The sequence below is a fragment of the Campylobacter sp. US55 genome (genome assembly GCF_004378955.1).
Taxonomy (GTDB): Bacteria; Campylobacterota; Campylobacteria; order Campylobacterales; family Campylobacteraceae; genus Campylobacter_D; species Campylobacter_D jejuni.
The window spans coordinates 257,908-284,837 of the sequence record NZ_RYYF01000001.1 but is presented as its reverse complement, the minus strand read 5'-3'; the positions used below and the strand labels follow the sequence as shown (position 1 = coordinate 284,837).

24 protein-coding genes and 1 tRNA gene are annotated in these 26,930 nt (G+C 31.0%); 6 read left to right on the top strand and 19 right to left on the bottom strand.

Going from position 1 to position 26,930, the window contains the following annotated elements:
• The first annotated feature begins 3 nt into the window (after positions 1-3).
• The 3 genes from tgt to ELQ07_RS01435 all read left to right on the top strand — a co-directional run bounded on the left by tgt (position 4) and on the right by ELQ07_RS01435 (position 2,023).
• The gene (tgt, locus tag ELQ07_RS01445; protein ID WP_070317117.1) at positions 4-1,125 is read left to right on the top strand and encodes a tRNA guanosine(34) transglycosylase Tgt; all 1,122 of its coding nucleotides are present in this window, start codon (positions 4-6) and stop codon (positions 1,123-1,125) included.
• Position 1,126: 1 nt separating this feature from the next.
• Entirely contained in the window at positions 1,127-1,894 is a 768-nt protein-coding gene (locus tag ELQ07_RS01440) for a magnesium transporter CorA family protein (RefSeq protein ID WP_038817424.1), read from the top strand.
• 52 nt (positions 1,895-1,946) lie between these two features.
• Positions 1,947-2,023 (top strand) — tRNA-Arg (locus ELQ07_RS01435).
• A gap of 2 nt (positions 2,024-2,025) precedes the next feature.
• On the opposite strand, the gene ELQ07_RS01430 is transcribed toward ELQ07_RS01435, so the two are convergent.
• The 19 genes from ELQ07_RS01430 to lepA all read right to left on the bottom strand — a co-directional run bounded on the left by ELQ07_RS01430 (position 2,026) and on the right by lepA (position 21,762).
• Positions 2,026-2,475, bottom strand: a complete 450-nt coding sequence (locus ELQ07_RS01430; RefSeq protein WP_088303580.1) for a hypothetical protein — start codon at positions 2,473-2,475, stop codon at positions 2,026-2,028.
• Between the two features lie 15 nt (positions 2,476-2,490).
• Positions 2,491-5,736, bottom strand: coding sequence for a cytochrome c biogenesis protein CcsA (gene ccsA / locus ELQ07_RS01425; protein ID WP_088303530.1), 3,246 nt, complete (start codon positions 5,734-5,736; stop codon positions 2,491-2,493).
• A gap of 17 nt (positions 5,737-5,753) precedes the next feature.
• Positions 5,754-6,449 carry an ABC transporter ATP-binding protein gene (locus ELQ07_RS01420; protein WP_002881782.1) on the bottom strand — a complete coding sequence of 232 codons (696 nt, stop codon included), beginning with the start codon at positions 6,447-6,449 and terminating at the stop codon, positions 5,754-5,756.
• On the bottom strand, positions 6,436-7,206 hold the full coding sequence (locus ELQ07_RS01415) for an ABC transporter ATP-binding protein (protein WP_002893211.1): 771 nt from the start codon (positions 7,204-7,206) through the stop codon (positions 6,436-6,438). The genes ELQ07_RS01420 and ELQ07_RS01415 overlap by 14 nt, the downstream gene beginning before the upstream one ends.
• Positions 7,203-8,255, bottom strand: a complete 1,053-nt coding sequence (locus ELQ07_RS01410; protein ID WP_002893210.1) for a branched-chain amino acid ABC transporter permease — start codon at positions 8,253-8,255, stop codon at positions 7,203-7,205. Before ELQ07_RS01410 ends, ELQ07_RS01415 begins: the two co-directional genes overlap by 4 nt.
• Positions 8,255-9,151 carry a branched-chain amino acid ABC transporter permease gene (locus ELQ07_RS01405; protein ID WP_002852952.1) on the bottom strand — a complete coding sequence of 299 codons (897 nt, stop codon included), beginning with the start codon at positions 9,149-9,151 and terminating at the stop codon, positions 8,255-8,257. Before ELQ07_RS01405 ends, ELQ07_RS01410 begins: the two co-directional genes overlap by 1 nt.
• Before the next feature lie 18 nt (positions 9,152-9,169).
• Complete coding sequence (locus tag ELQ07_RS01400; RefSeq protein ID WP_070317113.1) at positions 9,170-10,279, bottom strand: ABC transporter substrate-binding protein; 1,110 nt, start codon at positions 10,277-10,279, stop codon at positions 9,170-9,172.
• A 21-nt stretch (positions 10,280-10,300) separates the two neighbouring features.
• Positions 10,301-11,416, bottom strand: coding sequence for an ABC transporter substrate-binding protein (locus ELQ07_RS01395; RefSeq protein ID WP_002867160.1), 1,116 nt, complete (start codon positions 11,414-11,416; stop codon positions 10,301-10,303).
• A gap of 30 nt (positions 11,417-11,446) precedes the next feature.
• Positions 11,447-11,881 carry a c-type cytochrome gene (locus ELQ07_RS01390; RefSeq protein ID WP_070317112.1) on the bottom strand — a complete coding sequence of 145 codons (435 nt, stop codon included), beginning with the start codon at positions 11,879-11,881 and terminating at the stop codon, positions 11,447-11,449.
• A gap of 8 nt (positions 11,882-11,889) precedes the next feature.
• A complete protein-coding gene (locus ELQ07_RS01385; RefSeq protein WP_002853004.1) occupies positions 11,890-12,081 on the bottom strand; it encodes a mini-MOMP protein in 192 nt (63 codons plus the stop codon).
• 51 nt (positions 12,082-12,132) lie between these two features.
• Complete coding sequence (locus ELQ07_RS01380; protein ID WP_070317111.1) at positions 12,133-12,639, bottom strand: YqhA family protein; 507 nt, start codon at positions 12,637-12,639, stop codon at positions 12,133-12,135.
• Positions 12,640-12,647: 8 nt separating this feature from the next.
• Complete coding sequence (locus tag ELQ07_RS01375) at positions 12,648-13,679, bottom strand: aspartate-semialdehyde dehydrogenase (protein ID WP_002870587.1); 1,032 nt, start codon at positions 13,677-13,679, stop codon at positions 12,648-12,650.
• Entirely contained in the window at positions 13,679-14,980 is a 1,302-nt protein-coding gene (gene flgR / locus ELQ07_RS01370) for a fla regulon two-component system response regulator (RefSeq protein ID WP_002892246.1), read from the bottom strand. Before flgR ends, ELQ07_RS01375 begins: the two co-directional genes overlap by 1 nt.
• Before the next feature lie 56 nt (positions 14,981-15,036).
• Positions 15,037-15,486 (bottom strand): flagellar assembly protein FlgQ, encoded by a 450-nt coding sequence (flgQ, locus tag ELQ07_RS01365; protein WP_002853668.1) that lies wholly within the window; start codon positions 15,484-15,486, stop codon positions 15,037-15,039.
• Complete coding sequence (flgP, locus tag ELQ07_RS01360; RefSeq protein WP_002919907.1) at positions 15,462-15,977, bottom strand: flagellar assembly lipoprotein FlgP; 516 nt, start codon at positions 15,975-15,977, stop codon at positions 15,462-15,464. The genes flgQ and flgP overlap by 25 nt, the downstream gene beginning before the upstream one ends.
• A 66-nt stretch (positions 15,978-16,043) precedes the next feature.
• Complete coding sequence (gene gyrA / locus ELQ07_RS01355) at positions 16,044-18,632, bottom strand: DNA topoisomerase (ATP-hydrolyzing) subunit A (protein WP_002870584.1); 2,589 nt, start codon at positions 18,630-18,632, stop codon at positions 16,044-16,046.
• Between the two features lie 40 nt (positions 18,633-18,672).
• Positions 18,673-19,248 (bottom strand): ComF family protein, encoded by a 576-nt coding sequence (locus tag ELQ07_RS01350; protein ID WP_070317109.1) that lies wholly within the window; start codon positions 19,246-19,248, stop codon positions 18,673-18,675.
• Positions 19,245-19,889 (bottom strand): outer membrane lipoprotein MapA, encoded by a 645-nt coding sequence (gene mapA, locus ELQ07_RS01345; RefSeq protein ID WP_088303533.1) that lies wholly within the window; start codon positions 19,887-19,889, stop codon positions 19,245-19,247. The genes ELQ07_RS01350 and mapA overlap by 4 nt, the downstream gene beginning before the upstream one ends.
• A gap of 76 nt (positions 19,890-19,965) precedes the next feature.
• Complete coding sequence (lepA, locus tag ELQ07_RS01340) at positions 19,966-21,762, bottom strand: translation elongation factor 4 (protein ID WP_070317107.1); 1,797 nt, start codon at positions 21,760-21,762, stop codon at positions 19,966-19,968.
• 125 nt (positions 21,763-21,887) lie between these two features.
• Between lepA and cmeD the strand changes: the two genes are divergently transcribed.
• The 3 genes from cmeD to cmeF are packed head-to-tail and all read left to right on the top strand — an operon-like array spanning position 21,888 to position 26,919.
• Complete coding sequence (gene cmeD, locus ELQ07_RS01335; protein ID WP_070317106.1) at positions 21,888-23,162, top strand: multidrug efflux RND transporter outer membrane subunit CmeD; 1,275 nt, start codon at positions 21,888-21,890, stop codon at positions 23,160-23,162.
• A complete protein-coding gene (gene cmeE, locus ELQ07_RS01330; RefSeq protein ID WP_070317105.1) occupies positions 23,159-23,899 on the top strand; it encodes a multidrug efflux RND transporter periplasmic adaptor subunit CmeE in 741 nt (246 codons plus the stop codon). Before cmeD ends, cmeE begins: the two co-directional genes overlap by 4 nt.
• A gap of 2 nt (positions 23,900-23,901) precedes the next feature.
• Entirely contained in the window at positions 23,902-26,919 is a 3,018-nt protein-coding gene (gene cmeF / locus ELQ07_RS01325; RefSeq protein ID WP_096702667.1) for a multidrug efflux RND transporter permease subunit CmeF, read from the top strand.
• Positions 26,920-26,930 lie beyond the last annotated feature (11 nt).

The window sequence follows — 26,930 nt, the reverse complement described above, 5'->3', positions numbered from 1 at the left end:
CAAATGGAATTTAAATTAAAGCATAAAGATGGAATGGCAAGGGTTTGTGAAATCATTACCGCACACAGCACTTTTTTAACCCCTGTTTTTATGCCTGTTGGCACAGTAGGAGCGGTTAAAAGTCTTGATGCTAATGATATGAAAAACGAGCTTGATGCAAAAATTATTTTAGCAAATACCTATCACATGTACTTGCGTCCAACTTCCAAAGTGGTAAAAGATTTTGGAGGTTTACATGGTTTTACGAAATTTGATAGAAGTTTTTTAACCGATAGTGGTGGTTTTCAGGCTTTTTCTTTAAGTAAAAATTCCAAACATTTTAACGAAGGTATAGAATTTAAAAGTCACATCGATGGGAGTCGTCATCTTTTTACTCCAAAAAGTGTTTTAGATACTCAATATGATTTTAACTCTGATATTATGATGATTTTAGATGATTTAGTAGCCCTACCCGCAACCAAAGAAAGGGTTAAAATTTCTGTTGATCGCACTATACTTTGGGCAAAAGAGGCTATTACTTATCATAAAAGTATGCAAAATAAAGGTATAGGTATAGGGCAAAATATTTTTGGTATTATCCAAGGTGGTACAGATTATGAAGAAAGAAAGCGTTGCGCTTTAAGTTTAAATGAAATGCCATTTGATGGTTTGGCTATAGGTGGGCTTAGCGTGGGCGAAGAAAACGCCTTGATGTACGAAACAGTCCAAAACTTAAACCCTTATCTAGATGAAAATCGTCCAAGATATTTAATGGGCGTAGGAACGCCTGAAGATTTGGTAGAAAATGTTGAGCGAGGAGTAGATATGTTTGACTGTGTGATGCCAACTAGAAATGCAAGAAATGGAACATTTTTCACAAGTTTTGGAAAATTTAATATCAAAAAAGCAGAATTTATCAATGATCATGAAGCTATAGATCCTGTTTGCTCATGTTATACTTGTCGTAATTTTTCAAGGGGTTATTTGAACCATCTTTTCAAAGCTAAAGAACTTACTTTTTTTCGTTTGGCAAGTTTGCACAATCTACATTATTATCTTGAACTTGCAAGAAAGATGCGTGAAGCAATTTTGAATAATTCTTTTACGCAATTTAAAAGAAATTTTTATCACTTAAGAGGCAAATAAAATGCTAGAACTACACGAAAATCTAAAAAAAATCCTACAAGCAAAGAATTTAGAAACTTTCTATAGTGAAATTTATGGACAAAAAATTTTTGTTTATGTGGGATTAAATTTGGAAACTTGGCTTTTTAACGATGAAAAAATTTATAAACTTCAAGATGAAGAATTTAAGCTTTCTAGTATAGAAGAATTTTCAAATTTTATTAAATCCATTTTAGAAGATTTTAAAGTACAAAATACTCATTTTCAAAACCTTTTAGAACACAAAGAAGGTATTATCTTAAAAGGTGGTTTTGTTAAAAATTTTTACAAAAAATCCTTTGTGTTAAGACAAAAAATCAACAAAAATCTAAAGCAAATCAATCTTCTAAGCGAAGCTTTCAATCTTTTGCTTAGCGAACAAGCGCAATACAAAAAACATTTAAAAATTCTAAATTTATCCATTAGCATCTTGAGTAAAAACACCAAAGAACATCTAGCAAGAGTTGATACTCTTTATGCATTAACAAGTGCAATTAAAAATGAAAAAATGAATAAAAGTATTTATCTTTTAAGTATACTTTCTTCTATTTTCTTGCCTTTAAATTTGATCGTAGGATTTTTTGGAATGAATACTAATAATCTTTTTTTCAAAGATAGCCCTTATGGTACACTTTATATTTTTTCTTTGATTTGCTGTATTTTGATTGTAGGTTTTATATTTTATCATTCAAAAAAGACTAAAGAATTTGATTTAGATGAAGGTAAAAAAGCTAAAAAACAAACAAAATAAGCAAAATTTTGCTTATTTTAAGAATATTTATATATAATTTTAACTTATTTTTGCGCTCATAGCTCAGCTGGATAGAGCATTTGATTGCGGTTCAAAAGGCCAGAGGTTCGAATCCTCTTGAGCGCACCATATTATTTATCTTCTTTAATTTTTCTTTTAGCTAATCCCATATGCTCATAAGCATCAATTTCTTTTTTGTAAGATCCAGAAATTTTCTTAAGTTCTTTATTTAAGTAACTTACTGTTTGTGCACTTGCATTAATATTTGCAGCCAAAGCAGAAACAAATTCTAGTTTCTTTTTTGTTGGTTCATCTAATTCTTTAGAAGTTTTTGAACCAAGTTTATGTGTCTGCACATAAAGTTTGGCAAGTTCTTTTAATTCAATATCCGTTAGCTTAACATCGGAAGCAGCAATTATCATTTTATCTAAGTCTGTATCAAATTTTTTAGTCTTTTCAGCTACATGCTGCTTTTGGCTAGTTTTTTGCTTTTTAATTGTTTTTTTGCCATCACTTGTAATAAGATAAGCAATCATGCCTAAAAACAATAAAAGCGCTAAAGCAGCACAAAAAATAACCAAAAAAATATGGCTCATTTACAGTTTGCCTACAAAATTTCGCTTCCTTCTTGCAAAAAGAGCTAAAACCACCATCAATGCAAATCCCCAATAAACATAATTAGGAATTTGAGCCGCTTCGCCTGCAGCGTAAGAATGAAGTCCTGTTAAAAAGTAATTTACTCCAAAATAAGTCATAATAATAACCCAATAAGCAAACATACTCCATAAAGCAAACACAAATTGATTACAATATTTTGGAATCATTCTAAGATGCAAAATTGCTGCATAAACCAAAATGCTAACTAAAGCCCAAGTTTCCTTAGAATCCCAACTCCAATATCTCCCCCAACTTTCATTTGCCCAAATTGCACCTAAAAAATTTCCTACAGTAAGCAAACAAAGTCCAAAAATCATTGCCATTTCATTAATTCTTGTAGCCTCTGTAATATTTCTCAAAATATTAAGATTATATTTTCCATCTTTCTTAAGAAAACACATTAAGAACAGTGTAAAGATACCAAGTAAGGCACAAAGTCCTAAAAATCCATAACTAGCAGTAATAACAGATACATGAATACTAAGCCAATAAGAATTGAGCACAGGAACAAGATTTGTAATTTGCGGATTCATTTCGCTTAAATGTGCAACCATTAATACAACACCGGATAAAATAGAAGTTAATGACAAGGCTATAGGACTTTTTCTAGAGAAAAATATACCCGACAAAGACAATGCCCAAGCTATATACACCATGCTTTCATAGCCATTACTCCATGGAGCATGACCTGATAAATAAGCACGAAGTCCAAGACCTACTGTATGAATTACAAAAGCTAAAACATTTAAAACATATACCACTTTAAATATAAAAGAGATTTTTAAATTCGGTACGACCATTTTAGAAAAAACAAGAATCAAAAGTAAAAAACCCGCAATTAAATATACAGGAGCGAGTTTAACGAAAATTTCAGCCTTATTAGAAAAAATTTCCATTTCAACCTTGGTTTTACTAGGCATGACTTTATATCCTATTTTTTCTTGATATTCTTTGATAAATTTCAAGCCTTCATCAGCTCTAGTCCAATTACCATCTTTAAAAGCATTTTCCACAGCACTAAAATAATTCTGTATTAAAGCCAAAACAATATGCCCTTCATCCCCCTTAAGAGTAGTTACAGCAGAAAAAGGTGCAAGCCAAACATTATTTGGATTATTTTGAACAGGAATAAATTTAAATAATTCACCACTAAAAACTAAATTTACAACATTAGCTCTTTCATCTAGTTTTATAATTTCCTTATCAAAAACTCCTCTTGCATTTGGGTTTTTACGATTTGCATTTTCAACATATTTTTGAAGTTTATATCGGTTATTCTCATCAAAGAAATCTTTATAAGAAATATATTTAGTGCTAGGAATTTCTAAAATATTTGCAATAGCATCACGAACTGCTTGATTTTGTGGCATTAAAATAAAAGGTTCCATTTGCCATTTATCTACATCAACGAGCATGGAAAGCATAACAGCGTTAGAATTTTGACCCTTATAGCTATCACTTTGATGAATTTTTTCTAAAATTTCTCTTGATAGCGTATCAAAAGGCACCATTCTTCCATCTGCTGATTTTTGAACTATTAAAGTAGCAAGAGCTTTAGCATGATTAGTATTTACCACAGGTAAGGTCGAATTTAAATCTTGAGCAAAAGTCTTTTCAGAACCAAAAGATAGCAATAAAATAAAAATAATCACACTTGCATGTTTTAAAGTGTCTTTATTAATTAATCTTGCCAAAGTTCTAAATCTAGAATGTGGATTTAAAAAATTCATAAACATTCCAAGACAAAGCAAAAAATAACCTATATAAGTTGGTATTTTACCTGGATCTTTATTTACAGATAAAACAGTCCCTTTTTCATCTTGATCATAAGAACTTTGATAAAATCTATAGCCATCATAATCTAAAACATTATTCATAAAAATTCTATAATCAAAATTTTCATTATTATTTTTTACGGTAATTTCACTTGCATAAGAAGCTGGAGACATAGAACCTGGATAACGATCTAATACAAAATCTCTCAAATAAATATCAAAAGGCAATTGTTCATAAGAAAGTGCCCAAGAAATAAAGAATTTTTGACCTGCAAGTTCTATCATAATAGGTTTATTATATTCAAAAATATAAAATTCTTTACTTTCATTTTTATAGCTTAATTCTAATTTTAAAGCATTAGAGCCAGTTAATTCTAAGTTTTTATTCTCATTACTTAAAGCAAAATCTTTAAAATGCAATAATAAAGAATTTTTCCAATTTTGAGGCTCGCCAAAAGTAGAAATCAACATAGTTCTACCCACTTCCAACCAAGCAGATTTAAACCATAACCAAAAACTTTCATCTTGAGGTCTATTAGAACCTTCTAAAGCTTCTTGTGCGTGTAAAGAAGCAGCTTTAACTACAAAACTAATATCTTTAATTTCATAAAGCCTTCTTTCCTTAGCATTTGCCTTTTCTCCAATTTTAAGGTCTAAATTTTGTCCATCTAGCATACTTAGAAAATGTAAGTTTTCACTTGAACTTAAAGTTAAATTTTCATCAATTTTTACAAAAGGTGCTTTAACATTATCATTCATAAAAGCAAAATTAACCCCTTCTATATTCTTAACTTCACCTTTTTCAAATTTAACATCAACACCTTGAGATCCTTTTTGAGAAAGCATCAAAACCAATAAAGGATCAGAATTATTATTTTCTTTATAAGTATAATGAGCATTTAAGATTAAATCTTTATATTTTAATACAGCTTGATCATCACCTAAATTAAGTTTTAGTTTAAAAGAATTAGCAAAAGGCAAATTTCCTATATAACGATCATTAACCGCACTATAGCGTTCTCCATCTTTTATAGCAGAAATGCGCAAAGAAGTCTTAGAACTTTCTATAAGTGAATTTTGAGTATGCTCTCTAATAGGTAAAATACCTTCAAAACCAGCATATCTTGTCATTGCAGAACCCACTAAAATAAATAAAAAAGAAATATGAAAAATCATTAAAGGCAATTTTTTAAGCCCAAACATTTTATAACGAAACATCCCGCATAGTAAATTAATACCAAGTAAAAGTTGTATATATTCAAACCAAAAAGTATCATAAACCATTGCCCAAGCCGTAGGAGTTCCATAAGCACTTTCAATAAAAGTTGCCAAAGCACAAAAAAGCGCAAAAAGCAAAAACAATACAACCGAAACTCTTAAATCCCCTATGCTTTTTATTATATTTTTCATTCTTTTTCCTTTAAATTTTAAAGCCCTAAATATTTCTTTCTAATCTCATCATCACCTATTAAATTTTTAGCCTCGTTTTCCATTACAATGCGACCATTTTCCAAAACATAAGCATAATCACTTATTTTTAATGCAGAATAAGCATTTTGCTCTACCAAAAGAATAGTTATACCCTCTTCTTTTAAACGCACAATAATATCAAAAACTTCACCCACAATCTTTGGAGCAAGTCCCAAAGAAGGCTCATCCAACATCAAAAGTTTTGGTTCGCTCATTAAAGCCCTTGAAATCGCAAGCATTTGCGCTTCCCCTCCACTCAATGTTCCAGCTAAAGCATGCTTTTTACTTGCAAGTCTTGGAAAGAGTTTATACATTTGCTCTCTTAAATGCTCATAATTTTCAGCATTATTAAAAGCACCTATTTTTAAATTTTCCTCTACGCTTAAATTAATAAAAACACGCCTTCCTTCAGGAACTAAAGCTATACCTTTTTGAACTAAAGTATGAGTTAAATGCCTTTTAGTATCATAACCTAAGAAATTAACCCCACCAGTTCTTTTAACTGAGTTTAAAAGCGCATTTAAAGTTGAAGTTTTACCTGCTCCATTTGAACCTATAAGAGAAACAATATGGCCTGTTTCCACTTTAAAATCAATCCCTTTAACAGCTTCAATTAATCCATAATAAACATGCAAATCTTTAACTATTAGCATCAAAATCCCCTAAATACGCAGCAATTACTTCTTTATGATTTACAGCATCGCAAAGTTTACCTTCAAAAATTGTTTTTCCATAATCAAGTACCAATACGCGATCGCACAATTTATTTACAAATTTCATATCATGCTCTATAAGCAAAACGCTAATTTTATAATCTTTTCGTAATTTAAAAATGAGCTCAGCAAGTTCATCGCTCTCAGAGCTATTCATCCCAGCGGCTGGCTCATCAAGCAATAATAATCTTGGCTGAGTAGCCATTGCTCTTGCAATCTCAACTTTTCTTTGTTGTCCATAACTTAAGCTAGTAGCCTTTTCATTGGCAAATTCTGCAATACCAAGTTCTTCTAATATTGCATAAGCCTTCTCTTTAAATACTTGTTCTATTTTTCCAAAACGCCCTAAATGCAAAAAGGCTTCAAAAATATTATATTTCATTTGTTTATTAAAACCAATAAGAACATTTTCAAGCACATTCATGCTTGAAAAAAGCCTAATATTTTGAAATGTTCTAGCTATTCCTAAATGCACAATCTTATGAGGTTTTAAGTGGTCAATTCTTTCTCCTAGAAATTCAACCGAACCTGAACTAGGTTTATAGTTACCTGTTATAATATTAAAAAGAGTTGTTTTGCCAGCCCCATTAGGTCCAATTAAAGCAAAAATTTCACCCTCATTGATTTTAAAAGAAGTTTCATTAATAGCCTTAACACTACCAAAACTTTTTGAAATTTGTTTTAATTCCAAAATCATTTTTCACTCCTTTTAAAACGCTTTTTAATCCCTCTAATCACATCACTCAACTCATAATAACCCATTATGCCTTTTCTTGCAAAAAGCATTACTAAAATCAGAACAATAGAAAAAACAACCATTCTAAGCCCTGGCGTTGATTGGATATCAAGATTTAAAGAATCTATTTTTATATTTAACTCATCTAAAAATCTAAGCCACTCACTTCCACCAATAACTAATATCGCACCTATAATAGCACCTGTAGTAGAACCAAGTCCGCCTAAAACAATAATAATCAAAAGCTGAAAAGTAAGTAAAAAATCAAATTGAGTTGGAGATACGGTAGTCAACAGACAAGCCAAAAGTCCCCCACCTACACCTTCTAAAAATGCTGAAGTGCTAAAAGCTAAAGTTTTTATCCAAAAAGTATTTATTCCCATAGCACTTGCAGCATCTTCATCATCTCTTATAGCCTTCATTGCACGACCATATTTAGAATAAACTATATTTAAAATTAAAATAACCGCTACAATAGCAATACCACCTGTCCAATAAATCGTGGAAAATTGTGGAATATCTACCAGTCCTCTTGAGCCATTAGTAATAGAAGGAAAATTAATAGCAGCTATTTTAATAATTATTCCAAAGCCTAAAGTTACAATAGCCAAATAATCCCCTCTCACGCGAAATACAGCAAAAGCCAAAATCAGGGCAAGTAAAGATGAACAAATTCCAGCTACAATTAAAGCTAGAATAAAGGAATTTGAATGGATGGCTAAAATAAAAGAACTAGGACCATCTAAAAAAAACTGATCATTTTTCGCATCAGCACTCAAAAGAACTAAAGCAGCCGCATAAGCTCCAATCGCAACAAATCCATTGGGTTCTAGTGAAAATTGTCCAGTTACACCATTAATAAGGTTGTAACTCACAGCCAAAATAATAAAAATAGCAATTTGATTAACAATGTTTAATCCATAGTCCCCAAAAATATAAGGAGAAATGAAAATAAAAATAATTGAAGCAATTAAAAAGATTAAATGTGAAACCTTAATTTTAACCATCATTAAAACCTACTCTTTTCAAAATTTATACCTAAAATTCCCGTAGGCCTAAATAACAATATAAACACCAAAAAAATAAAAGCAAATGCATCTTTAAAGCCTGATAAATCTGGAAAAAAAGCCACAACAACAACTTCAGTAAATCCTATAATAAGTCCACCCAAAACTGCACCTACTACAGAACCTATACCCCCTAAAACTGCAGCAGCAAAAGCTTTTAAACCTATTAAAGTTCCCATAGTAGGTTCAACAGAGTAATAATTTGCAGCCCAAAAAACACCCCCAACTGCTGCCAAAGCTGAACCTAGGGCAAAAACTATAGCAATAATACGATTTGCATCTATACCCATTAAATTTACTGTTTGTATATCAAATGCCAAAGCACGAATAGCTATACCATATTTACTTTTATACAAAATCCATAACACTGCTATTAAAATAACAAATGTAAGAGCAGGAACCATTAAAGAACCATAAGTTGTTATCACTCCACCAAAATTAACACTTTCCTCAAAATAACTTGGCGGTGTAAAAGTTCTAGGTGTTGAAGTAAAAAGCATATTAAAAAGATTTTGCAAGAAAAAACTAATACCAATTGCTGTAATCAACAATGAAATTCTAGGAGCCTGTCTTAAAGGTTTATAGGCGATTCTATCTGTAGCTATTCCAACACAGGCAGCAAAAATCATTGCCAAAGATAAAGCTCCTAGAAAAGGAACATTTAGATTAGTCATGCAAAAAAGAGCTGCATAAGCACCAACCATCATAATATCGCCGTGAGCAAAATTAATAAGTCTTAACACGCCATAAACCATAGTATAGCCAACAGCAATAAGGGCATACATACTGCCCAAACTAAGTCCATTAACAAGTTGTTGTAAAAATAAAGTAGAATCCATAATCTTTCTATTTTTCCTTTAAGGATTGATAATATCTTTATAATTTTGCTTTTGATTTTTAATTTCTTTAACCACTACAGAACGAGTTGCATTTCCTGTTTGATCAATACTGATAACACCAGAAACACCTTGATAATTTTTAGTTTGGTGAATTTTTTCATTGACACACTTACTAGTAAGATTTTCAACGCAAGCATTCATAGCATTTAGCATTACAAAATACGCATCAGCACCCATAGCTGAAAAATTTGGAACTTCTTTTGTTCCTTTAGCTTTTTCATAAACACTGATAAATTCTTTGCTTAATTTTGTAGTTGGATTATTAGCATCAAAACTATCTGTGAAAATATAACCCTCGCTTGCATCTCCAGCTAAACTAATAAAAGTTTGATCAGCAACTCCATCTGCAGAACCCATAGGAATATTTAAACCTGCGAGTTTTGATTGTCTTGCAAACAAAGAAGCTTCACTATAATAAAGCGGTAAAAAAATAAATTCTGGATTTAAACTTTTAACTTGAGCTACAATAGCTCTAAAATCTTTATCACCTGAATTAACTCTTAAAATTCTAAGAATTTGACCGCCATTAGACTTGTACTGTTTTTCAAAAGCTTTTGCTAAACCTAAGGAATAGTCAGTGCTTTGATCTACTACAATAACAGCACTTTTGTAATTAAGTTTTGAAAAAACATATTTTGCTAAAGATGAACCTTGAAAACTGTCCATAAAACATACTCGAGAAGAATATATTTTTTTATCAAGCAATCTATCACCAGTTGCAGCAGGAGCGATCAATGGAATTTTATTATCTTCTGCTACGCGCATAACTTGCAATGTATTAGCAGTAACCATTTCCCCTATAAGACCTATAACTTTATCTTGAGAAATTAAACGATTTGCTCCACTCGAAGATTCTAATTTATCACCTTTAGTATCAATAATAGCAAGAGAAACCTTATCTCCATTACTTAAAGTTGATTGCATTGAATTTGCAAGTTTAATCCCTTCTAGTGCACTTTGTCCATATGCTGCAGTAGCTCCGCTAAGTGGTAAAACAACTCCTATTTTGACTTCCGCAGCGCTTAAACTTAAACTTAGAATACTTGCTAAAATTAAACTTTTTTTCATTCTCTACCTTTATTTTAGTAATTATGGATTTATAATTGTTTTATAATTTTGTTTTTGATTTTGAATTTCTTTAATCACAACAGAACGAATAGCATTACCGCTTTCATCTATGCTAATCACACCACCAACAGCTTGAAAATCTTTAGTTTGATGAATTTTGCTATTAATACATTCACTGCTAAGATTGTCAACGCAAGCATTCATAGCATTCAACATTACAAAATACGCATCAGCACCCATAGCCGAAAATGCTGGAAGTTCTTTTGTTCCTTTAACTTTCTCATAAGCTGCAACAAAATCTTTTCCTAATTGTGTAGATGGATTGTTATAATCAAAACTATCAGTGAAAATTACTCCATTAACAGCACTTCCGCCAAGATCTATAAAAGTTTGATTATTAACACCATCTCCTGCTGCTAAAAGTTTATCAAAACCAATTTGTCTTGCTTGTCTCGCAATTAAAGCAGCTTCAGGATGATAAATAGGCATATAAACAAAATCAGGATTTAAACTCTTAAGTTGAGAAACCACAGCTCTAAAATCTTTATCTCCTGAATTAATAACAAGTTTTTTTATAATTTTCCCACCATTATTCTTAAAAGAATTTTCAAAAGCTCTTGCCAAACCTAAAGAATAAACATTGCTTTGATCTATGATGATAACAGCATTTTTAAGCCCTAAATCCTTAGATACATAAGTAGCAAATTTATCTCCTTGAAAACTGTCTTTAAAACAAACTCTACTTGCATATTTCTTTTTATCTAGCAATTTATCTCCAGATGCCACTGGAGCTATTAGAGGAATTTTTTTCTCTTCTGCTATAGAAATAGCTTGAATGGTATTTGGAGTTGTAGCTTCACCAATAATCCCAAGGACTTTATCTGTTGCTATTAAACGATTAACTCCGTTTGAAGTTTCAAGTTTATCTCCTTTTGTATCTATTGTGATAAGTTTAATAACATCTCCATTTGAAAGTTTTGGTTGTAGCTTATTGGCCAGTTCAATTCCGTTAAAAACATCTTGCCCATAAGCTGCCACAGTTCCAGTTAAAGGTAAAACTACCCCTATATTAATATCCTTAGCATATAGGCAATTTACCATAGTTAAAACACTTAAAGTTAAAGTTAGTTTTTTCATAGCATTCCTTTTAATTATAGTTTTTACATTTTATTTTAGAAATATATTATGTTTTGTTTTTTGCGCAGGTTCTTCTTCAAGAAGGTCTTTTGCTTGCAAATCAAGCGCAAAATTTCCACCTTTAATATAAGCAATAATATTATCTATATCCTCGTGGCTTAAATTTCTAGCATAAAAAGCCATTTGAGAAGCTGTTGTAGAACTGCTACTATCAAGAGTATAACCTATCAAAGCTCCTTTAATATCCTCAGGAGACATATCTTTTAAAATTCTAGATCCTATAACACTCTTTTCAGCATTATCTCCATGGCAAGTATTGCATTTATTTTGAAAATACAAAGCCTTCGCTTTTTCCATATCATATTGCTTATTTGCATCAAAGGTATAAGTAAAAAATGATTTCAAGTTAATACCAAAAAGCGCAACAACAAATATTGAACTAATAAACAACCATCGTATAATCATGATTTTCCTTATTTTATTGTAATTTCCGTTTGTGTTTTATTTTGATATCTATGTGTTTTTTTGTTGTATTTTTTTTCTTTTTTAATATCATAGCGATAACGAACAGTCCCTGAAACTTCTATATCTTTAAAGACTTCATCTAACGGAGCTGCAAAAACAAAATGATTTAAAATCATACCAATTAAAAATATTTTTTTCATTTTTATTCTTTAAACACAAAAAACGATTATATCAAAAAAAGATAATCCTTGTTAATGACCACCTTTATGTAAAAAATAAAGTCCTACACAAAGAGCTAAAATCGATCCAGCAAGAAAAGCCATATCCACAGGAGTAGCAAATTTCATCTGTAAAACCCTTTGAAAGAAATTTACCACTAAGACCATAATGATAACTTTTGCAAGCTTGTCTTTTAATTGATCTAAGCTATGCACCTCTAAAACCTTGCTTTGTTTTGTTTGTTTAAATTCTTCTATTTCACTGATAAAAAGCTCATAAACTCCAAAAGAAAAAATAAACAAAACTAAAGCCATAAGATAAAGATCAACAGCTCCTATAATCAAAGCCACCACATCCTCATGCAAATCCACATTAGAACCTGCATCAAAAAAATAATTATAAGTATAAAATATAACTTTTAAAACATCATAACTTGCTATAAAAAACAAGACAAAAGCACCCACTAAACCAAAAATTACGGGTAAAATTGTAACAATACGACTTCTAACAAGTAAAGATTCAAATATTTTCTCTAACATTTTTTTCCTTATTTATTTTTTAATTCTAGCCATTTTTGCGCAATACGCACAGCATTTGTTGCAGCACCTACACGAATTTGATCTGCCACACACCAAAGATGGAGTATTTTTTTATCATACACATCAGCACGAATTCTTCCTACATAAGTTTCATTAGTATCGCTAGTCATTAAAGGCATAGGGTATTTTTTATTTTTAGGATCATCTATGACAACAACACTTGGTGCTTTTTCTAAAATTTCTTTAGCTTTTTTTACATCTATTTCTTTTTCAAAATGCATAGTAATGGCTTCGCTATGACTTCTTAAAACAGGCACTCTTACACAAGTTGCTGAAACTTCTAAATTTTTATGTAAAATTTTTTGAGTTTCATTGACCATTTTAAGTTCTTCTTTAGTGTAATCATTATCCATAAAAACATCAATTTGTGGAATAAGATTAAGTGCTAAAGTATAAGGAAAAGTTTGAGGTTCAAATTCATCAAGTTTGAAAGCAAAAAAACTTTGCATGGCTTCAACCAATTCTTGCATTCCTTCTTTTCCTGCTCCACTTGCAGCCTGATAGGTACTTACATCAACACGCTTTAAATTAAATGCATCATTTAAAGGTTTTAAAACTTGTACCATTTGTATAGTAGAACAATTTGGATTAGCAATAATCCCTGTTTTTTTCCAATCTTTAATATCCTCAGGATTGCATTCAGGAACCACCAAAGGAACATCTTTTTCCATTCTAAAATGACTTGTATTATCAATAACAACAGCACCCGATTCTACTGCAAATTTAGCATATTTTTCACTCACACTTCCACCTGCGCTAAAAAAAGCAATATCAATAGGATTTTCTTTAAATACATTTTCAGTAAGTTCTTTGACTTTATAAGTTTTGCCTTTAAATTCTACTTCACTACCTACACTTTTTGCACTTGCTAAAGGTAAAATACTTTCCACTGGAAAATCAAGTTCATCTAAAACATTTAAAAGCTCTTCCCCAACCGCACCAGTAGCACCCACAATGGCTATTTTTTGTTTTTTTGACATTACCTATCCTTTATTTGATATTTTTTAATTTTTTCATTTAAAATTTTTATATCCATACCTAAAATTTGAGAAGCTTGATCCTTGTCATAATCTACACTTAAAAGAACTTCACAAATCAATTCTTTCTCTAAATTCTTTACATCTTTTTTTATACTTCTAGCTTCTAAGAACAAATCTTCACTTGAAATTTCATCATTTTCACTTAAAATACAAGCTCTTTGTACAACGGATATTAATTCTCTAATATTACCAGGAAAATCATATTCAAGTAAAGCATTTTTAGCTTCTTGGCTGAGCTGTTTTTCTTTAAAATCATATTCTTTACAAGTATCTTCTAAAACCTTTTGAGCTATACCTAAAATTTCTTCTTTGCGCTCTCTTAAAGGCGGGATATTAATAGGAACAGTGTTTAAACGATAATATAAATCTGAACGAAATTCGCCATTTTTTATTTTTTCATCTAAATTTGCATTAGTTGCACTGATAATTCTTACATCTATTTTGATGCTTTTCGTACTTCCAAGTCGCGTAATTTCTTTTTCTTGCAAAGCTCTTAAAAGTTTGGCTTGAATTTCATAAGGCATTTCGCCAATTTCATCTAAAAACAAAGTACCCTCATTAGCCATTTCAAAAAGCCCTATTTTAGTTGCATTGGCATCGGTAAAAGCACCTTTTTCAAAACCAAAAAGCTCACTTTCAATCAAATTTGCAGGAATGGCTGCCATATTAATAGCAACAAAAGGCTTATTAGAGCGTTTAGAATGAGTGTGAATATAACGAGAAAATACCTCTTTTCCTACTCCACTCTCTCCAAAAAACATTACAGAGGCATCAGTTTTAGCCGCTTTTTGACTTAAATTTAATGTTTTTTCTAAATTAGGAGAAGTTGAAAAAAAATCTTTATTTTCTTCTTTTTTTTCATTTTTTTTGCTTTTTTTATCGGCTGTTTTTTCTCTTATGATTTTAGCACGCTTAATAGCCTCGACTAAAGTATCAACATCAAAAGGCTTGGTTAAAAAATCTTTTACTCCCAAACGAACCGCTTCTATAGCACGACTTAAAGTAGCATTTCCTGTCATAATAATAAAATCATATTTATTTTCACAGGCTTTAACAAATTCTATGCCATCAATTCCTGGCATATTAATATCTGTAATAATCAAATCTGTATTCTCATCTATTTTTTTTAAAGCTTCAGTAGCAGATTTATAAGATTTAATATTAAATTCTTCATACTCTGCTAATGCAATTTCTAAGGATTTGCGCATATTAATATCATCTTCTACTATGACTAAATTCATCCTAAGCCTTTTAAAAAATTTCTGCTATAGTATCCAATTTGCGCTTAATTTTGAATTTACTTTTTTTTAAGATAATAAATTATCGCATTTTGTTCGCCAAATTCCACGGTAAAACGCAAGGGTAAAATTTTAATATAAGTTTCACTTTGAGCACGTAATAAATCGGTATTAACAATATCCTTAACACTGATTTTAGCTCCTATAAAGCAATCACTTAACTCATCTTTATGAGAATTTAAAAAATTAAATTTAATTGTTTTTGGCATATTATCATCAATTAATCCTAAAGAAGTTCGAGGTAAAACTTTTAAATCTTGATCACTATAAGAAATTTCACATACCCATTGTTCTTCAACATTTTCACTTTGCGTCATTGCTAAGGATAAATTTTGATTTTGATGAAAGAGAATGAAATTTTTACTAGAAAGCTCTGCCCAAAAAATAAATTCATCTTGGGCAAAAAGCTTAAAGCTAAGAAAAATTAATAAGCAAACAATTCTTTCCACTTGTCTGCATCGATTTTAAGTTCTAAGTTTACTCTATAAAGTCCTTGATTAAAATTCTCATCAATAATACTTGCATTTTTTATCAAACCATTTACTTGCGCAGTAATAGTTGAACTTCTAAGCATTGCATCTTTTACAGTGTCTTTACCATTCACTTTCACACCATAAAGCTTACTTGCAAGCTGTCTGTAAGCATCTGTAATCGCTGCTCTTTTTGCTAAAGCTAGGGCTTGAGCAGTAGAAACTGTATTCATCGGAGCAATCCCTTCACCAACTGCTGTAAAACTAAGTTCCGTTTCGCTAGCATCTGGAGCCAACATTTTTTCTTCTCTGATAATATCACGCACATCATCTTTATCGACTTTTTGCACGATAACATCTTGAGATGGAGCAGTGCTATTTGTACTTGAATTTTTAGTTGCACTGTTTGCACTTGGTACACAACCAGCGAAAATTCCTGCTATTGCTAGCATAAAATAAATTTTTTTCATTTTTACACCTTCAAAATATTGTAATTAGTAAAATAAAAAGCAATAAGCGTTCCAACTTTAAGCTTATTACAAATCTAAACCAAAGTTTTCATCGCTTAACTCATCCTCATCATTTTCCTCTTTAGGACACTTAGCGATGCTAACCACCTCGTCATTTTCCACATTAACTACAATGACACCACTTGTATTACGCCCTGCCTTTCTAATGCTTTGCATATCAACACGTATCATCTTGCCTGAACTTGTAAGAGCCATCAAATCCATAGTTTCATCTACTATAACTACGCTAATAAGATCTTTGGTTTTTTCTGTAAGTTTCATACAAATTACACCCTTACCACCTCTGCTTTGCAATCTATATTCTCCAGCATTGGTGCGTTTTCCTATACCTTTTGCACTTATGCTTAAAATTTCTTGCTCATCATTTTCTATAACAACTGCACCTACTAATTCGTCATTTTTCTCTTTAAACTTAATAGCCGTCACCCCACGACTTACACGACCGATTTCACGTACTTTAGCAAGTGGGAATTTGATACACATGCCTTTTTTGGTTACTGCAAAGAGCATTTTACCTTGTGTGCTTACACTCTCTTCATTTTCAAGATTTTCATCATCTAAATTTTCAATTTCTTGATTTTCTAAATTTTCTTCACCACCACTGACAAAAATTTCATCTTCATCTCTTTGAACAATAATAGCAGTTACCAACTCATCATTTTCATCCAAGTTGATCGCTCTAACTCCTACACTTCTGATATTTTGATATTCACTCAAATTTGTACGCTTTACAATACCATTTTTAGTAAAGAAACATAAAGATTTACTCTCATCAAAATCCGTAGTTGGAATAATAGCCATGATTTTTTCTTCAGCTTGTAAATTAATAAGATTTACCACTGCTTTTCCTTTAGCCGTTCTTGAGCCTTCAGGAATTTTATAAACTTTAAGCCAATAAAGTTGTCCACGATCTGTTACAAACATAAGCGTATCATGTGTATTTGCCGTAAAGAAACTTTCTATAAAATCATCATCATAAGTCGTAACGGCTAATTTTCCTTTTCCGCCTCGTTTTTGCTTTTCATATTGTTTACTAGGCACACGCTTAATATAACCACGATGGGTAATAGTTACAACCATATTTTCATTAGGAATCAAATCTTCAATATCAATATCATCATAATCATCTTCAATTTGAGTAATACGTGGCACATCAAATTTACTTCTAATTTCTTTTAATTCATCGCGAATTAAATTTTCAAGCAAGGTTTCACTTTTTAAAATTTCTTCAAGTCTTGCAATTTCTTTCATTAATTCTGCAAGTTCATTTTCGATTTTTTCTCTTTCAAGTCCTGTTAAACGACCTAGTTTCATATCTAAAATAGCATTCGCTTGAAGCTCGCTAAGACCAAATTTAGCTACCAAAGAATCTCTTGCGGTATTATTATCAGAACTATTTTTAATTAAAGCAATCACTTCATCTATATTATCAAGTGCAATTTTAAGACCTTCTAAAATATGAGCTCTTGCTCTTGCCTTTTGAAGTTCAAAAATCGTTCTTCTAATAATAACTGTTTTTCTATGGGTTAAGAAAAGATTTAAAAGTTCTAACAAAGAGAAAATTTTAGGTTCTTTATTGTGAATTGCCAACATAATCACACCAAAAGTACTTTCCATAGTGGTAGATTTAAATAGATTATTTAAAACAATTTCACTCATAGCCTCACGTTTAAGCTCTATAACAACGCGGATTCCTTCTTTATTGCTCTCATCTCTTACTTCAGATATTCCTTCAATTTGCTTTTCTTTAACAAGCTCTGCAATCTGCTCTATAAGCCTAGCTTTATTGGTTTGATAAGGAAGCTCATCTATAACAATAACATCTTTATTTGTCTTTTTTTCAATATGAGTTTTAGCTCGCACTTTCACGCGACCACGCCCTGTGCGATAAGCTTCTATAATACCTTTTTTACCATAAATTATTCCACCTGTTGGAAAATCTGGACCTTTAATAAACTGCATAATCTCTTCTAAGCTTGCATCTTTATTATCAAGCAAATATAAAAGTCCATCTATCAACTCATTTAAACTGTGAGGCGGGATGTTTGTCGCCATACCTACAGCTATACCACTTGAACCATTTAATAATAAATTTGGAACCCTAGAAGGTAAAACATCAGGTTCACTTTCTGAACCATCATAATTTGGAACAAAATCGACCGTATCTTTATCTATATCTTTTAAAAGCTCATGAGAAAGTTTACTCATTTTTGCTTCAGTATAACGCATCGCAGCGGCGCTATCACCATCTATAGATCCAAAGTTGCCTTGTCCTGTAATACTTGGATATCTCATAGAAAAATCTTGAGCCATTCTAACCAAAGCATCATAAACTGCTGTATCTCCATGTGGGTGATAACGACCTATAACAGCACCCACTATACGGGCTGATTTGACAAAATCTGTTCTACTTTTTGCCTCATCATTTTGCATAGCATATAAAATTCTTCTATGAACAGGCTTTAAACCATCTCTTGCGTCAGGCAAAGCACGACCTATAATAACACTCATAGAATAGTCTAAATAACTACTTTTTATAGAATTTTCTATATCTACAAGTTCAATATCAGAATCTTTGCTAAAAATATTCTCCATAAAAATCCTTCTATTAGTTCAAAGTTTTGATTATAGCATATTAAACTTTTGCATCAGCTAAAACAAGAGCAAAAAGTACAGAAATTTTATTTTCTTCTAAAACTTTTTTAGCTTCCAAAAGGCTAGAACCAGTCGTTACAATATCATCTACCAAAATTACAGGTTCTTGAATGGTTTTTAAGAGTTTATAATTTCTTTTATGTTTTTGACGAAATTCTAAACTTTTTCCAGAATATTTAATATGATTTTGTGCTTTTAAAACATTAAAAACAGGTTTTACAAATTTTGTTTTAAGATATCTAGCTAAAATAGCAGAATGTGAATAAAGCATATCTTCAACCTTATCATCTAAGGCTATAACATTGATTATCATTCTAGGATCAAAAAAATCTTTAAATTTTGCAAAACTTAATTTAGCAAGCATTTTATAAACAAAATAACCATAAAAATAATGTTTAGAGTGAAGCAAGTGTTGTATTTCATGGTATTTATAAAAAGAATAGACTTTGAAATTATTATCAAGCTTTCTTACATTTAAGGAAAATTCAGAAAGCTCTAGCTCACATAAATCACAAAAGCAGAGCAGAGCAAAAGCTCCGCAATTTATACACCTCAAAGTTCAGAGATTAAACTAGCTGCTTTATTTGCCATTTGTTTTATTAACAAATGAGTATAAAAAGTTGTTTCTTTTAGATCATCGAAACCTTGTACGTCTTGCTTGGTGCGGATTGTAAATTTCTTATTTTTGTTTATATCGCTAACTTGTAAAACTCCTACTAGTTTTGAATGTAATCCTGTAGTATCTTGAGTTGCTCCATAAGATATAAATTCTAAATCAATCTTACTCACATAAGGTGAATTTTGATCGTTATTGTCAAGCACAACTATTCCTCTAGCTTCAAGTTCTTGTTTTAAATAAGTATAAAATACCGCATTAAAATTCACATCAACAAATAACTTTTTCCCTTTAGCATTTAAAACTTTTTGCCCTTCTTTTAAATCATAAAATCTATGCAAATAAACCTTTTTTAAAGCAATACCAGTGTCTAAAGTGCGTTTATTGGCACAACATTGAATTCCAACATCGCTAATGTATAAAAGCCCTTTAATCTTTGCTTCAAAGCCATCAGGACTTTCACAAGAACTGCATTGAGAATTTTTAGAAATTTGATTAACTTGAGTAAAAGTATCTTGTTTAGTTGCACAAGCACTCAAAAATAAAATAGGCACTATAAAAATCAAAAATTTTTTAAACATTTTTTCTCCTTAGAAAATTATTTTAAAATTGTATTAAAAATACAAGCAAATTTCAAGCCAAGTTTTAAATTTATCATCAATCTATCTTTAAAACACTCAAAAAAGCCTCTTGAGGTAAATTTACCTTACCTATAGCTTTCATTCTTTTTTTACCTTCTTTTTGCTTTTCTAAAAGCTTTCTTTTTCTAGTAATATCCCCACCATAACATTTTGCTGTCACATTTTTACCCATAGATTTAACAGTTTCCCTTGCGATGATTTTATTTCCAATACTTGCTTGAATAGCCACTTCAAAAAGCTGCCTAGGAACTATTTCTTTCATAGCACTAACAAGCTCTCTTCCTTTGCTTAATGCTTTTTCATTGGGCACGATAATGCTTAAGGCATCAACATTTTCACCTGCTACCTTAATATCAAGTTTTACCAAGTCTCCTACTCTAAATTCTATAGGTTCATAATCAAAACTCGCATAGCCTTTTGTTAAGGACTTTAATTTATCATAAAAATCCATCACAATCTCATTTAAAGGCACATCATATTCTAGCAAAACACGCTCAGGTGTAATATAGTCCATTTTAACCTGCACTCCTCTTTTGCGATTTAAAAGAGTGATTAAATTCCCTAAAAATTCACTTGGAGTAATGATAGTGGCTTTAACATAAGGCTCTTTTATATGATCGATTTTATTAACAGGAGGAAGTTCGCTAGGATTTTGAATTTTAACAAGCTCTCCATCGGTTTGACAAATTTCATAAGTTACAGTTGGAGCTGTAGCAATCAAATCAAGATTAAATTCTCTCTCAAGCCTTTCTTTGATCACTTCCATATGTAAAAGTCCTAAAAACCCTACCCTAAAGCCAAAGCCTAAAGCCAAAGAAGTTTCAGGCTCATAAGTAATAGAACTATCGTTAAGCTTTAGCTTATCCAAAGCATCTCTTAAATCTTCAAATTTATCCGTTTCTATAGGATAAAGTCCTGCGAACACAAAAGCTTTAGCCTTTTCAAAACCCCCTATAGCTTCTTTAGCTTTATTTTTTACTAAAGTAATAGTATCGCCTACTTGTACATCACCTACGGTTTTAAGCCCTAAAACCACCACGCCTACTTCACCCGATTGTAAAGATTGAGTTTTAATTGGACTTAAAGGGTGGGGATAAAAAAGATCTTGAACTATATGTTTTTTATCTGTACTCATGACTAAAACTTCATCGTTTTTAGCTATCCTTCCTTCATAAATCCTAACCAAAGCCAACGCACCCAAATAATTATCAAACCAAGAATCATAAATTAAAGCCTTAGTAGGAGCTTCATCATCTGTTTTTGGTGCAGGGATTTTAGTGATAATTGTTTCTATAAGCTCTTTTATACCCACTCCTGTTTTTGCACTCACGCAAATGGCATCTTTGCAATCTATACCTATAATATGCTCGATTTCATGCTTGACTTTTTCAACATCAGCATTAGGTAAATCGATTTTATTAATCACGGGAATGATTTCAAGATTATTTTCAAGCGCTATATAAACATTAGCTATAGTCTGTGCTTCAACACCTTGAGAAGCATCTACTACAAGCAAAGCCCCTTCACAACTTGCCAAAGAACGACTCACTTCATAAGAAAAATCCACATGGCCAGGAGTATCAATAAGATTTAAAACAAAATTTTCATTATTAAATTTATAATTTAAACGCACTGATTGTGCTTTTATGGTGATACCACGCTCTTTTTCTATATCCATAGTATCCATAACTTGCGAACTCATCTGCCTATCGCTAATAGCACCACACTCGCTAATAATCCTATCTGCAAGAGTAGATTTTCCATGATCTATATGAGCTATAATAGAAAAATTTCTAATATTTTTTACCGACAAAATTTCATCCTAAATATAAAATTTTAAAGCTAAGATTTTAACAAAATTTATGTTTAAAACAAATAAATTTTATTTTATATAAAAAACTTCAATTGAAATTTATATAAAGCATATTAAAATATCAAATGTTTGAAAAATATTTAAAATCAGCTATGTTTTTAGCTCTTTATCCCTTAGCAATGTTAGCTTCTAATTTGCACGAATTTATAGCACTAAGTCAAAATAACGAATCCTATCTTATTAAGCAAATGCAAAGCGAACAAGCAAATTTGGACAAAGAACAAGCTTTTAGAAATTACCTACCCTCTCTTAGTCTAAACTCAGCTTATGTAGCCAATAACAAAGATCGCTTCATTATCGATCCACAAGAAAGTTTATTTACTAAAGTTTCTCTTAATTTTTTGCTTTTTGATGGGGGTGCTAGAGAGGCCAATTTAAGAGCTTTAGAAAGCAGAGAAAAATTAAGCCTTTTAGACAAAGAACAAAATAAAAATTACCTTGCCCTAAATGCAATCACACTTTATTTTAATACCTTAAGTCTTGAAAAAATTTTACTAGCCAATCAACAAAAAATAGCTTTTTTAAAATCAACTTTTGAAAGATTGCAAAAATTTTACGATGCAGGACTTAGCCCTAAAGATGAACTTGAAAGTATTGAAGCTAAATACCATTTAAGCTTATTAGAGCTCAGTCAAAATGAATTAAAACTTGCCAATATACAAAAAGAGATTAAAATTTTAAGCGATACAGATTTTAAAGTGCAAGGGAATGCTTTTTTAGAAAATCCACAACAAGAAAAAAGTCAAAACTATGAAGTAATGATAGCTAAAGAGCAAATCAATCTTGCTAAAGAAAGTGTAAATTTAGCAAAAGCTGAATATTTTCCAAAATTTTATATTCAAGATAATTTTAACTTTTATAAAAACAATTATAATCCAAAAGTTCCAGCTCCTTTTGCAAATTTAGCGGATCAATTCTTAGAAAAATATTCTCAAGGTAATCAGTTTATTTTAGGTATGGAATGGAAAATTTTTGATTTCAATGCAAGGGCTAAAGAAGTTGAAAAAGAGCGTTTAAATGTTCAAATAGCCAATGCAAATGCAAGATTTAGTGAGAGAAAAAATAAAGAAGAATTAAATTATTTAGACAAAAGTTTAAAAGTTTTACAAAAACAAATTTTAGCTCTTAATCTTAGCTTAAATGCTGCAAATTTGGCTTTTGAAAGCGTAGATAAAAAATACCAAGCAGGACTTGTTTCTTATGTGGAATATCTTCAAGCTTTAGAGGCTAAATTTAAAGCACAAAGCGATTTAGAGCTTGCCAAAAATGAATTTGAAATTACTAAAGCAAATTATTATTTTAATGCGGGTATAGATCTTAATTCAAAGGTTAAAGAATGAAAAAAATTCTATTTTTACTTCTTGCTTTTAATTACGCCTTTGGCGAAGAAATTTACGCAAGTTTCAATGTAGAAGCATCAAAACAAAGCAAACTTGCCCTTGAAAGTATAGGTTTAGTTCAAAAAATTCCTGTAGAAATTGGACAAAAAGTCAGCAAAGGAGAACTTTTACTTGCTCTTGATCAAGAAAGTGAAAAAATAGCTCTTCAAAATGCTCAAAATTCTTATCAACTTGCCCTTGTAGAATACGAAAATACCAAAAGCAGAATGCAAAAAATCAAAGCTGTAGAAAATGTTATAGACAAACAAAGCTATGAAGATATGAAAGCTAAATTTGATGCAGCTAATTTAAATTTAATCAAAGCAAAAATCAATATAGCTTATTATAAAAATATCATGGCAAAAAAAGAATTGCGTGCACCTTATGATGCTATTATCGCAAACAAATTTATACAAGTGGGCGAAGGAGTAGGAGGAGTAGCTCAACCTTTAATAGAAATTTTTTCCTATCCGCAAAGCAAACTGATTTTAAGTTTTGATGAAAAATACAAAGATAAGGTTAAATTAGGCGATGATTTCTTTTATAAAATCGATCAAAATGGTACAGAATTTAAAGGAAAAATCAGCCTTATCTATCCAAGTATAGAAGTAAAAACAAGAAAAATTTATGCTGAAGTGCAAACTACAAATTTAACACCAGGGCTTTTTGGCGAAGGTAGAATCATCACTAAAGATTAAAAATGTTTAAACTAGCTATAAACCGACCAATTACTGTGCTAATGTTTTTCTTAGCTCTTATGATTTTTGGGCTAATCTCTGCTTTTAGCATGAGTGTAAATTTATTTCCTAATGTTTCCATACCTCTTATAAAGATTACAAGCAAGGTTAATGGGGACTTAAATTTCGTAGAATCAAAAGTCACCAAAGAGATAGAAAATGCTTTAAGTGAAATTGATGGAGTAAAAACCATAACCTCAGCTGCGTATGATAATTTTAGTGTGAGTGTAGCGGAGTTTAAACTGGGTAAAAATCTTGAAGTAGCTGCTAATGATGTGCGTGATAAAATAGGAACTTTAAGCCTACCTTCTAAGCCTGAAATTGAAAAAATCAGTTCAGATTCTGGTTCTGCTATTTCACTTTTTTTATATTCTAAAGATAAATTACAACTCATGCGTGAAGTCAATGATAAAATAAAACCTTTTTTGCAAAGAGTTGAAGGAGTAGGTAAAATCGAAGCCAAGGGGTTTTTAGAACCCCAAATTCGCATAGAATTAAAACCAAACGAACTTAGAAAATACAATCTTAACGCCCTTGATGTAGCAAATATCATCAAAAGTCAAAATTTTAAACAAGCCCTAGGCGAACTTAATAACAATCAAGATAACTATATCATCAAAGGCTATTTTGAAGCCACAAATTTAGAAGAACTTAGCAATCTTCGCATAAAAACAGGAGTATTTTTAAGCGATATTGCTAATATTTCAAGCCTTTATGAAGATGAAAAACAAAGTGCTTTATACGAAGGTAAAGAAGGGGTGCTTTTAGAACTCGGAAAAATCACAAATTATAATACCCTTGAAATGATTAAAAATGTCAAAAATGCCTTGCCTATTTTAGAAAAACAAATTCCAAAAGATATAAGTATCAATGTGCTTTATGATAAAAGCTTAAATATCCAAAAGCACCTTTCTCAAGTGATTTTTGATATGGTTTTGGGGATTTTTCTAACCCTTGTTATCGTGTTTTTATTTTTAAGAAATTTAAGTGCAACTCTCATTGCTTGCATAGCTATACCTACTTCTATCATTTCAACTTTTTTTATTATCGATCTTTTAGGTTATGATTTAAACCGCTTAACTTTCATAGCTTTAACCTTAAGCATAGGAATTTTTATCGATGATGCTATAGTAGTGATTGAAAATATTGCTAAAAAACTAAAAACTTATCCGCCTTTACAAGCTGCTTTTTTAGGTATCAATGAAATAGGTTTTAGCGTTTTAAGCATCAGTATAGTTTTACTTTGTGTTTTTATCCCTATTTCTTATATGAACTCTATACCAGGGCTTTTTTTTAATGCCTTAGGCATAAGCGTTGCAAGTGGGATAGTGATAAGCTTTTTGGTTTCTGTATTTTTAATACCTAGTATTGGAGCAAGATTTTTAAATCCAAAAGAAAGCAAGTTTTATGAAAAAACAGAAGCTTTTTTTGAAAAAATAGAGCAAAAGTATGAAAATTTACTCTATAAAATTTTACAAAATAAAGCAAAATTTATCCTAGCCACTCTTGTTTTTGTAGGGCTTTCTTTTGCTTTAGCTACTCGCATAGGGCTTGATTTTTTACCTATGGAAGATGATAGCGAAATTCAAGTTTTACTTGAAAGTAAAAAAGATTTAAGTTTAGAAGCCATGAAAGAAAAAAGTTTAAATTTGCTTGAAAAAATCAAAAATGATAGCAATGTCAAATACGCTTTTTTACTTGTAGGCTATGATGATGCCAAAGATGCTACAAAGGCTAAAATTTATGTTAAACTTAAAAATTTAGACGAAAGAAATTTAAGACAAAGCACTATAGTAAGTTTATATCGTCAAAAATTTCAAGATGAAAGTTTAAAAATCAAAATTTTAGAACTTCCAAAGATAGAGGGTGCAGGCATTGATGATCCCGTGCAGTTTTTAATCTTAGGAGATGATTTAAACACTCTAAAAGAAGCAGCTTCTCGAGCAAAAGAAATTTTAGGCACTAATGCACGCATTGTAGATATAAGCGATAATGCCAATGCTACAAAAGATGAAGTAGCCTTACGCATCAACAAAGAAAAAGCTAAACTTTTAGATGTCAATCCTGAATATATCGCTGGGGTTTTAGGGTATTCTTTCTCACAACTTAGCGTAGGAAGTATGGATAGAGGCAATTCAAAAGATGATATTATCCTAAGTTTTGCTCCAGAATTTAAAAAAGACATAGAAGCTTTAAAACGCATTAGTATTAAAAACAACCAAGGTGTAAATTTAGAACTTTCAAGCGTGGTGGATTTTATATACAGCAAAGATTTAAAAACTATCAATCGTTACAATAAAAACCGCTCTGTGAAAATCACAGCTGGAGTAAATGATCTTTCCTTAGGAGCGGTGCAAAAACTTTTACTAGATAATATGGATAAAATTTTAAATAACAATGCAAATCTTAGCTATGCTTTTTCAGGCTTTATCAATCTTTTAGGTGAAACCGTGCAAGGTTTTGCTATGGCAGTAGTACTTGCTTTTGTTTTAATTTATCTTGTTTTAGCCGCACTTTATGAAAGTTTTATTCTGCCTTTAATCATCATGATAACCATGCCTTTAGCCTTTGGCGGAGCTTGTATAGGGCTTTTTATCACAGGGCATAATTTTTCGCTTTTTGTACTTATTGCCATCATCTTACTTTTTGGCATGGTGGGGAAAAATGCTATTTTACTTGTGGATGTGACCAATAAAAAATGCCATGAAGGTTTAGATCCCGATAAAGCTCTTTTAATCGCTGGAAAATCACGCTTAAGGGCTATATTGATGACAACTTTTGCTATGATTTTTGCCATGCTCCCACTCGCTCTTTCAAGGGGTGCGGGCTATGAAGCCAATTCTCCTATGGCAATAGCCATTATCTTTGGGCTTATAAGTTCGACTTTGCTTACCTTACTCGTAGTACCTGCACTTTTTAAATTTTGTTTTAAACTAGATAGTAAATTAAGAAAAATTTATGAGAGAGAAAAATTAAATTAACCAAAATGATT